15 protein-coding genes are annotated in these 15438 nt (G+C 37.7%); 13 read left to right on the forward strand and 2 right to left on the reverse strand.

Going from position 1 to position 15438, the window contains the following annotated elements; all coding sequences use genetic code 11:
* Nucleotides 1-7: 7 nt before the first annotated feature.
* From G7074_RS07505 to G7074_RS07545, 9 genes are all read left to right on the forward strand, one after another.
* A complete protein-coding gene (locus G7074_RS07505; protein WP_166207715.1) occupies nt 8-2863 on the forward strand; it encodes a PD-(D/E)XK nuclease family protein in 2856 nt (951 codons plus the stop codon).
* 102 nt (nt 2864-2965) lie between these two features.
* Nucleotides 2966-3523, forward strand: coding sequence for a GNAT family N-acetyltransferase (locus G7074_RS07510; protein ID WP_124562699.1), 558 nt, complete (start codon nt 2966-2968; stop codon nt 3521-3523).
* Nucleotides 3524-3769: 246 nt separating this feature from the next.
* Entirely contained in the window at nt 3770-4756 is a 987-nt protein-coding gene (locus G7074_RS07515) for a pyruvate dehydrogenase complex E1 component subunit beta (RefSeq protein ID WP_124562700.1), read from the forward strand.
* Nucleotides 4757-4912: 156 nt separating this feature from the next.
* Nucleotides 4913-5389 (forward strand): hypothetical protein, encoded by a 477-nt coding sequence (locus tag G7074_RS07520; RefSeq protein WP_166207717.1) that lies wholly within the window; start codon nt 4913-4915, stop codon nt 5387-5389.
* Between the two features lie 25 nt (nt 5390-5414).
* Nucleotides 5415-5987 carry a pentapeptide repeat-containing protein gene (locus tag G7074_RS07525; RefSeq protein ID WP_233603995.1) on the forward strand — a complete coding sequence of 191 codons (573 nt, stop codon included), beginning with the start codon at nt 5415-5417 and terminating at the stop codon, nt 5985-5987.
* Nucleotides 5988-6029: 42 nt separating this feature from the next.
* Nucleotides 6030-6401, forward strand: a complete 372-nt coding sequence (locus tag G7074_RS07530; RefSeq protein WP_124562703.1) for an iron chaperone — start codon at nt 6030-6032, stop codon at nt 6399-6401.
* A gap of 125 nt (nt 6402-6526) precedes the next feature.
* Nucleotides 6527-8818: a Tex family protein gene (locus tag G7074_RS07535; RefSeq protein ID WP_124562704.1), complete on the forward strand. Its 2292-nt coding sequence runs from the start codon at nt 6527-6529 to the stop codon at nt 8816-8818.
* A 232-nt stretch (nt 8819-9050) separates the two neighbouring features.
* Nucleotides 9051-9662, forward strand: coding sequence for a nicotinamide riboside transporter PnuC (gene pnuC / locus G7074_RS07540; RefSeq protein ID WP_240916498.1), 612 nt, complete (start codon nt 9051-9053; stop codon nt 9660-9662).
* A 111-nt stretch (nt 9663-9773) separates the two neighbouring features.
* Nucleotides 9774-10127 (forward strand): ORF6N domain-containing protein, encoded by a 354-nt coding sequence (locus G7074_RS07545; protein WP_124562706.1) that lies wholly within the window; start codon nt 9774-9776, stop codon nt 10125-10127.
* A gap of 147 nt (nt 10128-10274) precedes the next feature.
* Here G7074_RS07545 and G7074_RS07550 read toward each other — a convergent pair whose 3' ends face one another.
* Nucleotides 10275-11120 carry a hypothetical protein gene (locus G7074_RS07550; RefSeq protein WP_166207723.1) on the reverse strand — a complete coding sequence of 282 codons (846 nt, stop codon included), beginning with the start codon at nt 11118-11120 and terminating at the stop codon, nt 10275-10277.
* Nucleotides 11121-11472: 352 nt separating this feature from the next.
* On the opposite strand from G7074_RS07550, the gene rplM reads away from it, so the two are divergent.
* The 4 genes from rplM to tsf all read left to right on the forward strand — a co-directional run bounded on the left by rplM (nt 11473) and on the right by tsf (nt 14133).
* On the forward strand, nt 11473-11916 hold the full coding sequence (gene rplM / locus G7074_RS07555) for a 50S ribosomal protein L13 (protein ID WP_039481184.1): 444 nt from the start codon (nt 11473-11475) through the stop codon (nt 11914-11916).
* 3 nt (nt 11917-11919) lie between these two features.
* Nucleotides 11920-12306, forward strand: a complete 387-nt coding sequence (gene rpsI, locus G7074_RS07560; RefSeq protein ID WP_124562708.1) for a 30S ribosomal protein S9 — start codon at nt 11920-11922, stop codon at nt 12304-12306.
* Between the two features lie 18 nt (nt 12307-12324).
* The gene (gene rpsB, locus G7074_RS07565; protein ID WP_039481189.1) at nt 12325-13158 is read left to right on the forward strand and encodes a 30S ribosomal protein S2; all 834 of its coding nucleotides are present in this window, start codon (nt 12325-12327) and stop codon (nt 13156-13158) included.
* Between the two features lie 129 nt (nt 13159-13287).
* Nucleotides 13288-14133, forward strand: coding sequence for a translation elongation factor Ts (gene tsf / locus G7074_RS07570; RefSeq protein WP_124562709.1), 846 nt, complete (start codon nt 13288-13290; stop codon nt 14131-14133).
* A 55-nt stretch (nt 14134-14188) separates the two neighbouring features.
* On the opposite strand, the gene G7074_RS07575 is transcribed toward tsf, so the two are convergent.
* Entirely contained in the window at nt 14189-15394 is a 1206-nt protein-coding gene (locus G7074_RS07575) for a metallophosphoesterase (RefSeq protein ID WP_124561088.1), read from the reverse strand.
* Nucleotides 15395-15438 lie beyond the last annotated feature (44 nt).

Here is a 15438-nt window from a genome sequence, read left to right on the forward strand (position 1 = left end):
TTTAAAGATGATCTCATTTCTACAGGAAGTTGCCGAAGATCTAATTGAAAAATTTGGAGCCAACCTCCAGCATTGCGCCATTGTTTTTAACAATAAGCGCCCAGCTGCTTATATGCAGAAATACCTGTCCGATATAATTAAAAAGCCTTTTTTTAGCCCTTATTTTTATACCATACAAGAGTTTTTTGCAGCAGCCACCAATTATAAAATTGCCGATTTTTACCTGCAGTTTTTCACCCTGCATAAAATTTACAACCAGCTTTTAGCTGAAGAAAAACTCGAACCAATTTCGAGCCATAAGTTTTTTCCACTGGCTAAGATTATCTTGAGCGATTTTACCCAAATAGACAACGACTTAGTTGATGCTGAAAAACTATACCGTGACCTGGAAGATATTTCAGTAATCAATAAAGATTTCGATTATTTAAGCCCCGAACAATACGAGTTTTTAGCACAATTCTGGACCTCTTACTCAGAAGGGAAACATAAAAAGCAGCAGGAGCTCTTCATTAAAATGTGGCGCAGAATGCCAAAACTTTACCATAAGTTTCACGCCGCCCTTAAAGTACAGGATTATTTAACCAATGGCTATGTATACCGCCATCTAGCAGAGGAAATGAGTCTGCAAGAGAATTTACCAGTAGATTTCGAAAAAGGAAAGATCATTTTGGTAGGCTTTAACGCGTTAACCAGGGCCGAAGCCAAAATATTTATGCAGTTGCAAGAAGCAGATAAGGCACTTTTCTATTTTGATGCAGACGAATATTACCTAAACGATCCATTGCAGGAAGCAGGCCTGTTTTTACGTAAAAACCTCAATCAGCTGGGTTTAAAAAATGTGTTTGAGTACAGTACCAGCCTGATGAAAACCGAATCTCATCAGGTTAACGTTTTTAAGGTTCAGGGGCAATCTGCGCAGGCAAAAATATTAAACAACATTCTGGCCGACGATTATTCTGACCCCAATGAGGTTGGCTCAACTGTTGTAGTACTAGCCGATGAAAGCCTGCTGATGCCTGCTCTGCAAACCATCCCGACCAGTTACAACAAAAAAACCATCGACTTAAATGTAACCATGGGTTTTGCCCTGGCCACCTCGAGCATATTCGGATTGGCCGACTTGTGGTTTTCCAGTCAGCTGGAAATTATACAAAATGGCAAAGTGAGTTATAAAAATGTGGAAGCCTTTTTAACGCATCCGCTAACAGCTTTAAGTCAGAAAATGCGCGATAAAATCCTGACGGCACTATTAACTGAAAATGAGGTTGAAATCCAGCATGAACGTTTATTGCGTCAAAGCGGTTTGTTCGAAGTTTTTTATAAAAAAATCGACAGTCCAAAAAGTGTGGTGCCGTATTTGCTGGCTGTGTTCGATTTTATTTTAACCCGCTTATCGAACGCCAAAACACTAAAGAAAATAGATGCCGAACTGTTTGTTAAAACCATACAGGAGCTTAACCGCCTGCACGACACCTTTGGGAAGCATATTGGCGAAGAAGATGTAACCTTTGTAATCTACCTGGTGCAAAAATCGCTGCAGGCTATAGCCGTTCCTCTTTCCGGCGATCCTTTGAACGGCATCCAGCTGATGGGTTTACTGGAAACCCGCAACCTGAATTTCGATAAGGTGGTGATTTTAGGTTTTAACGAAGGAATTATCCCTAAATCATCAATTGGTAACAGTTTTATTCCCGATAGCATCCGCCGGGTATATGGCCTGCCCGTACTCGAAAACCTTGATGCAATTTCATCCTATATGGTTTATCGGCTAATGCAGCGTGCAAAGAATATCAACTTTGTGTATAACAGCCTCACCGACGAATCTACATCAGGCGAAGCCAGCAGGATTTTAAAGCAGCTGGAATACGAAAGCGGTTTCAGTTTTGCTTATCATGAGCTTAATTTAGAGGTAAAAACCAAAGCCTTTAAAGAAGTAAAAATCGAAAAAACCAATAATGTTTTTATCCAGCAAACGCTGCAAAAATACCTCAATAAACAAAAAGTACTTTCGCCATCTGCACTAACGCAATACATTTCGAACCCGATAGATTTCTTTTTCAATTACATTGCAGGCATTAAAGAGCCCAAAGAAGTTAGTGCAGTGGTTGAAGCAAACGAAATTGGTTCGATATTGCACAAGGTGATGGAATATTTCTACGAAGACTTAAGAAAAGCAGAAATCTCAGCAGAAAAGATTAAGGAAAAAAGGAAGCAGATCCCCGCTTTAACCCAAAAAGCTTTTAATGCGGTTATGTTCAACCATCCCGACAAGGTAATGGAGTACAAAGGCATGCAAAAGGTAATTTTATCTATTGTTGAAGCCTATGTACACATCATTTTAAATCAGGATGAAAATCAGGCTCCCTTTAACATAATCAGTTTGGAGCAAAAGGTTGAGGCCGAAATTAGCTTTCCTTTAAAAAATCAGGAAGCGAGTATTAAAATTTTTGGTTTTATAGACCGTGTTGATGTAAAGGATGGCATAACCAGAATTGTAGATTATAAAACCGGAAGCGATAAACTTACTTTTAAAGATGTTGCTGAACTCTTCAATTCAGATGGAAAAAACATCAATAAGGCGCTGGTGCAAACCTTGCTTTACACTTACGCCTACGAACAATTTTCGGGTAAAACCGGTGTAGAGCCGAATCTTTATGTGGTTAAAACCATGGCGGTAGATGGGGTTTGGTTTAAATCGGGCAGACAAAGCCTTTCTGGTGAATACCTCGATGAAATAAAACCGGAATTCCTTGCAGAGCTCAGAAAAAAACTGACCGAACTTTTTGAGGCACCTTATTTTGTAGCCAGCGCCGTTGAGGATAATTACAAATACTCTATTTATAAAACTTTGTTTGGAAAATAGTTTTTAACCACAAAGCAGAAAATGAAAAATCGCAAAGAACACTAAGTCTTGTACTTTGCGAAAAAACTTTGCGCACTTTGCGGTTAATCCTTAAATTTAAAAATGCTAACCTTAAACTTCACCAAATTCCCAATATTAGAAACCGAAAGATTAATCCTTCGTGAGCATCAGTTATCGGATGCAGATAACTTATTTGCCATGCGCACCAATGAAACAGTGATGAAATACATTGATAGGGAAAGGCCTAAAGATTTGTTAGAGATTAAAACCTTTATTACCACATTTAATGAAGGTTTTGAAAACGGCGACAATTTAGCCTGGGTGATTGCATTGAAAGAAAATCCAGATCAAATGATAGGCTCCATTGGGTATTGGCGTACCGATTTTGCCAACCACAGAGCAGAAATTGGCTATATGCTTCATCCCGACTATTGGCGCCAGGGCATCATTTCTGAAGCTTTAAACAGAACAATACATTTTGGTTTTGAGGATATGAATTTGCATAGCATCAAAGCAAACATTAATGTTGAAAACAATGCTTCAAGGCAAATACTGCTCAAACACAGTTTCGTAAAAGAAGCGCTTTTTAAAGAAGATTATTATTTCAGAGGTCAATTTCTTGATAGTGAAATTTATGGTTTGTTGAATCCAAATCATTAAAAATCAATATTTCTCATTTTTCGATACAATATTTCAAAAAAAATATTTCGGAAAACAAGCAAACCAGAATGCAATCGCTGCTTTTATCTGCACAAAAGCACAATAATATTTCCCTTATTCCCTATAAGTAAAAATCGCTGGCAAAAAACCTCGCAATCAACCACAATTATTACAAAACACACAGATTATTGCCTTTGGTTTCAACGCGATTAATAATTATATTTGCCACCGTTATTAAAATTTACAATGAGAGAAATCCAATTTAGAGAAGCACTACGCGAAGCCATGAGCGAAGAAATGCGTAAAGATGACCGCGTTTTTTTATTAGGTGAAGAAGTAGCAGAATATAACGGTGCATACAAAGTAAGTCAGGGTATGCTTGATGAGTTTGGTGCTAAACGTATTATCGATACACCTATTGCCGAATTAGGTTTCGCTGGTATTGCAACTGGTGCAGCAACTGCTGGCCTTATTCCAATTGTAGAGTTCATGACATTTAACTTCTCTTTAGTTGCAATCGATCAGATTATCAACGGAGCAGCTAAAATCTTATCAATGAGCGGTGGTCAATTCTCTTGCCCAATGGTTTTCCGTGGCCCAACAGGTAATGCCGGTCAACTAGGTGCACAACACTCACAAAACTTCGAAAACTGGTTTGCCAACACTCCAGGCTTAAAAGTTGTTGTTCCATCAACTCCTTACGATGCTAAAGGTTTATTAAAACAAGCTATCATTGATCCAGATCCGGTAATTTTTATGGAATCGGAAGTAATGTACGGCGATAAAGGCGATGTTCCTGCAGAAGAATATTACATAGAGTTTGGTAAAGCCAACGTAACCAAACAAGGTACTGATGTAACCATCGTAACTTTCGGTAAAATGTTAACCCGCGTGGTAAACCCTGCTGTAGAAGAATTAACCAAAGAAGGAATCAATGTTGAGGTAATCGATTTACGTACTGTTCGTCCTATCGATTATGCAACGATCATCGAATCGGTTAAGAAAACAAACCGTTTAGTGGTAGTGGAAGAAGCATGGCCATTGGCTTCAATTTCTTCTGAAATTGCTTTCAACGTACAAAGAAATGCATTTGATTATTTAGATGCACCAGTTTTACGTATCACTTGTGCCGATGTTCCACTTCCATATTCACCAACTTTAATCGCAGCAAGCTTACCAAATGCTGAGCGCGTAATTAAAGCGGTAAAAGAAGTAATGTACGCAACAAAATAAATTGTCATTCTGAGCATAGCGAAGAATCACATTAAATATATAGAATCCTCTAAAGCAATTTGGGGGATTTTTTTTTGCTATTTCTAAGCCTTTCAGGTATTGAAAACCATATTTAAAATTGCATTTAATGATAATTTTGAATAATATAGTAGTCAAATGCGTGAAAAAATTAATGATTTTCTAACAATTGTAATTATCATTCCAATTGTTATGCTTTTCCTTTTGTTTTTCCTGCCCTTTATTGTGATTCATAAAATCAATTACTATTTCGAAAAAAAGAAAACTGATAAATTATATATTGATTACCTTCTAAAAATTGATGGACATAAATTCTTTTGTTACAATAACAGAAAAGATGTACAGGAATTTATCGAAAAACAGATTATACCAACCTTGCCAAAAGATGTAAAATTGATTTTTCTTGACGGAAGGACTCCAAAATCAGAATACACGGAAAGCTTTGCATCTACAATTTTATATCGTATCCAAAATCAGGTAGGTTTTCCCTATCTATTAAGAATCCAGGAAGGTAGTGTCCTCGAAAAATCGATCAATAATGAACTTTACAACAGCTTAAACCAAGGCCACAACAATGAGCCATTGTATGACGCAATAAATAAATTTTATCAATAACTTCGTTCAATATCAAAACATCATCATGCCTGAATACATTGCCGACCAAACATTCGAAAAAGCCGATTTTACCTTACGCGCATTGCCAAAAGCAGAATATGAAAACTGTAAATTCATCAACTGCGATTTTTCCAATTCAGATTTAAGTGGTGTTAAATTTCTGGATTGTCAGTTTACCCACTGTAACCTGAGCTTAGTCAATATTACCAAAACAACATTCAACGATGTAAATTTCAGCGATTGCAAAATGTTGGGATTGAGGTTCGAAAACTGTAACGATTTTGGGCTGGCGTTTGGCTTTAACAATGCAAAACTAGATCATTGCTCCTTCTATAAACTCAAATTAAAAAAAACAGCTTTTAAAAATTCACAACTGCACGAAGTCGACTTTTCAGAAAGTGATCTTGCAGGCGCTACTTTCGAAAACTGCGATTTATTGAGTGCTACATTCGATAAAACCATGTTGGAAAAAGCAGATTTTAGAACTGCTTATAATTATTCTATAGATCCGGACAACAACAGGATCAAAAAAGCTAAATTCTCACAATCTGGCTTAGCTGGCTTGTTACACAAATATGATATCGTAATCAGTCAATAATTTTACCAGAGATTCTTTGTAATTTCATAACAAGATAAAGTTATGGAACAGCCGAAACCAGAAAACATCGATCAGTATATCGCCAATTTCCCCGCAGCAACCCAGAAACTGCTACAACAAGTGCGAGAAACCATTCAACTTGCAGCACCTGAAGCTAAAGAAGTAATCAGTTATGGTATGCCAGCCTTTAAGCAAAAAGGGATTTTAGTGTACTTTGCCGGTTATACCAAACACATTGGCTTTTACCCTACTGGCTCTGGCATCAACGCCTTTAAAAATGAATTTGGCGATTATAAATGGAGCAAGGGAGCTGTTCAGTTCCCGATAGATCAATCCATGCCTTTAGAGCTGATTACAAGAATTACCAAATTTAAAGCAGAACGTGATCTGGAGAAAGCCCTAAAAAAGAAATAAATACCCAATGCATCGCTAAACTCAGTTTTCTAAAGAATTTACTCACACATTTCGGTGGAAAACTTGATTTTAAAAAGCCTTAATTTCTAAAAATCCTAATTAGCTTTGATCTTTTAATTTTAGATATGTTAACCCACCATAAAATAATTGCAGCCGAATTAAAGGTTGCAGAAAAGCAGGTAACTGCTACTATAAATTTGTTAGATGAAGGCGCCACTGTACCTTTTATTTCACGTTACCGTAAAGAATTAACAGGCAGTTTGGATGAAGTTGAAGTTGCCGCAATCCGCGACCGCGTTTTGCAGTTACGCGATCTCGATAAGCGTCGCGAAGCCATCCTAAAATCAATGACCGATTTAGGAAAACTTACCCCTGAGCTCGAAAAACAGATTAACGAAGCAGAAACCATTTCGCTTTTAGAAGATATTTATTTGCCATACAAACCTAAACGTAAAACGCGTGCGTCGGTGGCTAAAGAAAAAGGACTCGAGCCATTGGCTTTACAGATTTTTGATCAAAGTAGTTTCGACCTGGGTGCTGAAGCAGATAAATTTATAGATACCGAAAAAGGTGTAAATTCTTTGGAAGAGGCTTTAGCCGGAGCAAGGGATATTATTGCTGAAATGATTTCGGAAAATGCCGAAGCCCGTACCAAAATGCGCACCTATTTTCAGGAAAAGGCCGATTTTAAATCAGAAGTAATTAAAGGAAAAGAAGAAGAAGGCATTAAATATAAAGATTACTTTGAGTGGAATGAGCCAGTTAAAACCGCAGCCTCGCACCGCGTACTTGCGATGCGTCGTGGCGAAAAAGAACTTATTTTGCGCCTAGATGCCCTCCCACCTGCAGAAGATGCCATTGCATTATTGGAAAATCAGTTTGTTTTAGGCAACAATGCAGCTTCAAAACAAGTACAGCAAGCTTTAGAAGATGGTTACAAACGCTTACTTGAACCAGCAATGGAAACCGAGCTGCGTGTTTTCACCAAACAAAAAGCTGATGAGGAAGCTATCCGCGTTTTTGCCGAAAATGCACGTCAGTTGTTACTTGCAGCACCGATGGGCCAAAAAAATGTCTTGGCTATCGATCCGGGCTTCCGTACCGGTTGTAAAGTGGTTTGTTTAGATAAGCAAGGTCAATTATTAGAAAATACTGCCATTTACCCACACACAGGACAAGGAAATGTTAAAAATGCCGAATTCAGTATTCAGCAGCTTTGCGAAAAACATGATATTGAAGCCATTGCAATTGGTAATGGAACAGCTGGGCGGGAGACAGAGACTTTTGTTAGAGGTTTAAATTTACCGCATATCACCATTGTTATGGTAAATGAAAGTGGTGCTTCAATTTATTCGGCCTCAGAAGTTGCCCGCGAAGAATTCCCAACCCATGATATTACCGTTCGTGGTGCTGTATCTATCGGCCGCAGGCTAATGGACCCACTGGCAGAGCTGGTAAAAATCGATCCAAAATCTATCGGTGTTGGCCAGTACCAGCACGATGTGGATCAGAATAAATTACAGGCAAGTTTGGATGATACCGTAATCAGCGCGGTAAATGCCGTTGGGGTAGAACTAAATACCGCTTCGAAACAAATCTTAGCATACGTGTCAGGTTTAGGACCAGCTTTGGCCCAAAATATTGTAGATTATAGGAACACCCATGGCGCGTTTAAAAACCGCGAAAGCCTGAAAAAAGTTCCGCGTTTAGGCGATAAGGCCTACGAGCAGGCTGCGGGCTTCCTGCGCATCCGTAATGCCGAAAATGTATTGGATACCAGTGGTGTACACCCTGAACGCTACGCGGTAGTAGATAAAATGGCTAAAGACCTGGGCACAACTGTTTCTGCATTGATGAAAGATACGCAACTACAAAAACAGATTAAGCCACAACAATATGTAACTGACGAAATTGGTCTGCCGACCCTTAACGATATCTTAAAAGAATTGGCAAAACCTGGCCGCGATCCACGTGAGCAGTTTGAGGCATTTAGCTTCACCGATGGCGTTAACGAAATTGCCGATTTAAGAACAGGTATGAAATTGCCAGGTATTGTAACGAATATTACCAATTTTGGTGCTTTTGTTGATATCGGCGTTCACCAGGATGGATTGGTGCATACCAGCCAATTGGCAAACCGCTTCGTAGCCAACCCGAACGATGTGGTAAAAGTGCATCAAAAAGTAGAAGTTACTGTTATGGAAGTTGATGTAGCCCGTAAAAGGATTTCGCTATCGATGAAAACTGAAGCTAGTCCGAAGTCAGAAGTCCGTAGTCAGAAGCCAAGGGATCAAAAAACAAAGCAAGATTACAAGCCGAACAATAATAAACAAAACTTCAAGCCACGCAATGAGCCAAAAGATGCCGACGGTGATCTGCAGGAAAAACTTGCAAAATTGAAAGGTATGTTTAAATAAATTTCAATCTGTCATTTCGACCGTAGTGGAGAAATCTTTTTAGATACTTTTCTAAAGGATTTCTCCATTCCGCGATGCTTTAGTCGAAATGATGATAACTGTTATTTATTTTCCGTATTCCTAAACACTAACCTTTTCATTATATACTTTAGGGTTTTATATTCCATAAATAGATCAGCGCATGGTTTTTTTTAATGCCCAAAGCATATTTTTTACCGTTCTGGATTACAAAATGAGTTACCTAGAGTTCTTTGCGGTAATAACCGGAATTATCGCTGTAATCCTCTCTGCTAAAGCCAGTATCTGGAGCTGGCCTGCGGGTATTGTAAATGTTTTCCTTTCAGCATTTTTATATTATCAAACCCAGCTCTACCCCGATATGTTTCTGATGATTTTCTTTTTTATTACCAATATCATGGGCTGGTGGCGATGGAAAAACCCAAAACCTGAAGAAGAAGATAAAAATAAAGAACTCAAAATTAGCTTTATGCCGCTGAGACAGTTTTTAATTTTACTTGTTGCAGGCATTGTTGGCACAATATTAATAGGCACGCTGGCCAGTCAACTCCACAATTGGCTCCCATTGTTGTTTAACCTGCCGAGTGCCTATCCATTTGTCGATTCATTTATTTTTGTAATGAGTGTAATTACCACTTTTTTAATGATAGAGAAAAGGGTTGAGTGCTGGATTATCTGGCTCATAATCGATATCGTGGCTACTTACCTTTATTTTCTCAAAGGAATCAAATTTATGGGAGTCGAATATTTCGTTTTCACCATTATTGCCGGCTTTGCATTGTGGAACTGGGTAAAAGAATATAAAAGCTACAGTAAAGCAAACTAATTGGAGCGCTACTTCAGGAGCCTTAAAGTGATTCAACCTTATATTTTTTTGAAAAGAATGATTTGATTTGTATCTTCAGGTAAAATCCAAAATGATATGACAGCTAAACAAATGCTTCCTATCATCCCTGACAATATTCTGGTTAATAAAATTCACGAACTGAGAGTCTACAAAGTAATGCTCGATAGTGACCTGGCGGAGTTGTATAATGTGGGAACTAAACGGCTAAACGAGCAGGTAAGTAGAAACCCGGATAGATTCCCTGAAGATTTCATGTTCCAGCTCACAGATGAAGAGTGGCTAAACTTGAAGTCGCAAATTGCAACTTCAAGTTGGGGCGGTAGACGAAAACTTCCATATGCTTTTACTGAACATGGTATATTAATGCTTTCGAATGTATTGAGTAGTAATACAAATTGTAAGGATCTTTACCCGTATCCCCAATTTGCTTTCAGAAAATACTAGCCTCAAGCTGGAAATAGAAGAAATAAAAAAGAACCTAAGCAACCACGATAAAAATGTTGAATTGATTTTTGGCTATCTCGATCAGCTTATTGAAAAGAAAAGTAAACCGAGGAGACGGATTGGTTACATGCCCGATGATCTTTAATGTTAATCACATTTATATTTAAAATTATAAACAGCATCCCAAACTACCCTAACGTAGTTGGGTACCCCAGGATTAATTTCTGAATGTGTATTAATTAGTTTCATAGAAATGATTTTTCCATCCGAATCTTTTGTATATAGAAATGAATATGAAACCGAATATCCACTACCATAATTTGTTTGTAAACTGGTTTGTTTTACCCCACTTAACTGATTTTTACTTGTTTTACCAAAGAAACCCGGTATAACTTCAACAATATCAAGATAATAAAGTGGATTTGCATTACTTGTTAAATCAACGGCAATATCATTATTATAAGTATATTCCAAAGTTTCAGTATGTCCTCCCAAAGAACTAACACTAGCTATCTTTACCAAATTCTCATTGTTATAGTTGAAAATATATACAGTTTGACTGTTTGAGTAAGTATCAATTTTGGTCAGACTTGAAATATATCCTTCAGCATTATAACTTAAATTAGCTCTAATGCTTCCATTATAAAATTCTACATAAATAGCCCGCCCCTGCCCATCAAGCTTATAAATCCAGTCACCATTATATTTTGTTCTTAGCGTTAGTTGGCCAGGCGTAGTTATAACGGAAAAACTTCTGAAAGCACTATCCTGTGTGCTTACAATACCCTTAACATTATATTTTTCGTCATAATTTACAACTGCTGACCCTGCATAATAGGCAGCATTTATTTTTTTATCGGGATTAAAAACCATATCCGCAGAAATTATCCGGCATTTCTTCGCATTATCAGCGTCCTTTTCAGGAACAGAATCTTTGTTACATGCAGTAAATAAAATAATTGCGAAAAACAGGCTAAAAAATTGTGATTTCATTATTGAGCGTTCATATTAAAATTAAGGCACTAAAATATTGTTTTTATTTAACAATCATTAGAATTCTATTCATAGCACATATCAAATTTGTTTTCTAACACTCCCTGAATAATAGGTGAGTTCAAAAGCAACTAAAAATACCAGGCACGAGTTTTTCGCAGAAACTAACCTTGTTATCTAAAGCCGCAAAGTCGTCATTCCTGAATCTCTAAATTAGAGGGAGGTGAGTAGCTGATTCTAAATCATTAAACTTTTTTCAATCAACTATTTGATAATAAAAGTATTCTATCTATCTTTGCAGTCCCAATTTTAATGGGAATAATAAATTGTTTAATAAATTAAATACAAGCAAGTGAATACGTTAAGTTACAAAACTGTCTCGGCCAATGCTAAAACTGTAAACAAACAGTGGATTGTTGTTGATGCGGAAGGCGAGATTTTGGGGCGCTTGTCATCGAAGATCGCTATGATCATCCGTGGTAAAAACAAGCCTGAGTACACCCCACACGTAGATTGCGGAGATAACGTAATTGTTATCAATGCAGACAAGGTTAAATTGACAGGAAACAAATTCAGCGAAAAGCAATATGTTTCTTATACTGGTTATCCAGGTGGTCAACGTTTTATCTCTCCAAAAGAGTTAATGGCGAAACACCCTCAACGTGTAATCGAGAAAGCGGTACGTGGTATGTTACCGAAAACTAAATTGGGTAAAAAATTATACACCAATCTTTTTGTGTATGCTGGTGCAAATCACCCTCATGCAGCTCAATCTCCAAAAACCATTAAACTTTAAGAAATGTCAGTTACTAACACTTCAGGAAGAAGAAAAACAGCTGTTGCACGTATCTACTTAAAAGATGGTGCTGGCACAATTACCGTTAACGGTAAAGACCACAAAGAATATTTCCCTACCTTACCTTTGCAATATATCGTAAACCAAAGTTTAGAAGTTTCTGAGCTTACTGGCCGTTATGATATCACTGTAAACGTACAAGGTGGTGGAGTAAAAGGACAAGCAGAAGCTGTTCGTTTAGCTATTGCTAAAGCGATTGTTGAACTAGATGCGGAGAAAAAACCTGCATTACGTGCTAAAGGCCTAATGACGCGTGATATGCGTATGGTTGAGCGTAAGAAACCAGGACGTGCTAAAGCTCGTAAGAAATTCCAATTCAGTAAACGTTAATCACAGGAGGCAAAGACAATGGCAAGAACAACTTATCAAGACTTATTGGATGCAGGTGTACACTTTGGTCACCTTACCCGTAAATGGAATCCAAAAATGGCTCCTTACATTTTCATGGAGCGTAATGGAATTCACATTATAGATTTAAATAAAACTTTAACTAAAACTGAAGAAGCTGCGGCAGCGATTAAACAAATCGTAAAATCAGGACGTAAAGTTTTATTTGTATCAACAAAAAAACAAGCTAAAGGAATCGTAGCTGAACAAGCTAAAAAAGTAAACATGCCTTTCGTAACTGAACGTTGGTTAGGTGGTATGTTAACTAACTTTGCTACTGTTCGTAAGTCAATCAAAAAGATGTCTAACATCGATAAAATGACTAAAGACGGTACTTATGCTATCCTTTCGAAAAAAGAGCGTTTAATGATCCAACGTGAGCGTATTAAATTAGAATCACTTTTAGGTGGTATTGCTGATTTAAACCGTTTACCTGCAGCTTTATTCTTAATTGATGTTAAGAAAGAGCACATCGCGGTAACTGAAGCGTTAAAATTAAACATCCCTACTTTTGCGATGGTTGATACTAACTCTGATCCTTCTAACATCGATTTCCCAATCCCTGCGAATGATGATGCTACAAAATCTATCTCTTTAATTACTGATGTAATTATCAAAGCGATTGAAGAAGGTTTAGAAGAGCGTAAACGCGAAAAAGATGATGAAGCAGAAAAAGAAGCAGTAGCTGCTAAAGCTGCAGCTGATGCGCCTGAAGCTAAAGAGCCAAGACGTAAAAAAGCTGCTGAAGCTGAGGTTGAAGCCTCTTCATCAGAAGAAACTAAAACAGAAGAATAGTAATATTTTTTAATTGCAGGTTACTGGTTTCAGGTTTTAAGTTGGCTTAACACGAGTTTAACTTAGCGCTTGTAACTTGTAACCTGTAATTGTTATAACAAGATTGTAAATTTTAAAAAAGGAAATAAAATGTCTACAGTACAAATTTCTGCAGCAGATGTAAACAAATTGCGTCAACAAACTGGCGCTGGTATGATGGATTGCAAAAAAGCTTTAGTTGAAGCTAACGGCGATTTCGAAGCAGCTGTTGATTTATTGCGCAAAAAAGGTCAAAAAGTATCTGCCGCACGTTCTGGCAATGCTACTTCTGAAGGTCTGGTATCAATCGCTCTTTCAGCAGACGGTACAAATGGTAAATTAGTTGCTTTAGCTTGCGAAACTGAGCCAGTTTCTAAAGTTGAAGATTTCCGCAACCTGGCTCAGGCTGTTTTAGCTGCAGCAGTTGCCAACAATCCTGCTACTGCTGAAGAATTATCAGCAATTACTTTGGAAGACGGACGTACAGTTGCTGAAACCATCACTGAACTAACCGGCAAAATCGGTGAGAAAATCGTTATTCAGGAGTATGCAAATATCTCTGGCGAAAAAATCGTTTCTTATATCCACTCTAATGGTAAAATGGGTGTTTTAGTAGTATTTGAAGGTGCTAATGGCGTAGATATTACTGAAGCTGGTAAAGATGTTGCAATGCAAATTGCTGCAATGAACCCAGTTGCTGTTGATAAAGACGGTGTTGATCCAGCTACTATTGAGCGTGAAATCGAGATTGCTAAAGACGTTATCCGTCAAGAAGGCAAACCAGAAGAAATGGTTGAAAAAATCGCTGCTGGTAAATTAAACAAATTCTACAAAGACAGCACTTTATTAAACCAGGAGTTTGTTAAAGACAGTTCAGTAGATGTTCGTAAATTCTTAGACAACACTGTTAAAGGATTAACTGTATCTGCTTTCAAACGCGTACAATTAGGTGCATAAGTACTAATAAAACATATTTAAAAAGCCGGTTAACTAAATAGTTAACCGGCTTTTTTTATTTCCTTGAAGCGGTGTAGGCGCCTACTTCTTTGCCCGAATCATCTAGCATGCTTACCACCAGCTTATTTTTATTTGCTGTTATTCTGGTAATGGTCCTATTGCCTTTTTGCGGTCCGCCGCCAATAATTAAGGGATAATGATTTAACGCTTTATCAGGCTGGTGTACCATATATTTGTGCGTATGGCCACTTAACACCAAATCAACCTTTCCCTCGTTCAATAAAGGTTCAAATAACTCAGTACAATGTTTTGGTCCATGCGCATCGCCCGAATAGCGCGGCGGAATATGCATCAACACAATCCGGAACGGGGCTTTTTTAAACTCCTTAGAATTAATCTCTGTTTTAAGCCACTCGGCCTGTTGAATCCGGTAATCATCAAAATTTACAATACCTGCATAAACCGGGTGAGCATCTTCTTTATCTTCTCCTGTATCGATAATTACAAAGCGAACCGGCCCTAAAGTAAAAGCCGTGTGGCCAACATGCATGTAATATTGTGCAAACTCACGCGCAAATTTGCCACGGGTTTCATGGTTACCCCTAACATATATAAAAGGTGTATTTTTAGCAAAATTATCTACACAGGGTTGCAACATGTGATCGATGATCTGTTTTTCGTCTGTTTGGTAATCGAAAATATCACCGTTAAAGAAAACAAAATCCTGTTGGGCAGCCGGAACAAGTCCCAACAAATGGGGAATAGACTCGGGACGATCATGAATATCGTTCATCATCACAAACGACACCTCTTCCTTTGCCTGATTCGTATTCAGAAATGTTTCTACATCGCTGCTTACGGTTTCGCCATAAGTTAGTTTGTAAGGCTGAAAATCTTTAATCTCTTTGGAGACAATTTTATAATAATACTTAACTCCAGGTTTTAAATTATTAAGCGTTACTGCATTTAGCTTACTGTTAGCCTGCATTAAACCCAGCTCGGCCTTTCCATAGGCTTTTTGGCTTAACTGATCGGCCTGCTCACCAAATTCTACCCAGCCAGCTGCATTTTTGTTGGTTAACCATAAAATGGTCATCGAGTTATTAAAATTGGTTTGAAGGTAAGGTCCAACTGCAATTTTAAATGCATCTTCTCTTTCTGTGACATCTGCAATAGCTGCACCAGGCGCAACCAATGTTGCTGCACTTAAAGTAAGTCCTGCTTTTAGAAAGCTCCTTCTATTGGACTGATTTTCATTCATTTGATTAGTTTATCTTATTAACCAAATATATCGTTACAATATTT

The organism is Pedobacter sp. HDW13 (assembly GCF_011303555.1).
In the GTDB taxonomy this organism is placed as follows: Bacteria; Bacteroidota; Bacteroidia; order Sphingobacteriales; family Sphingobacteriaceae; genus Pedobacter.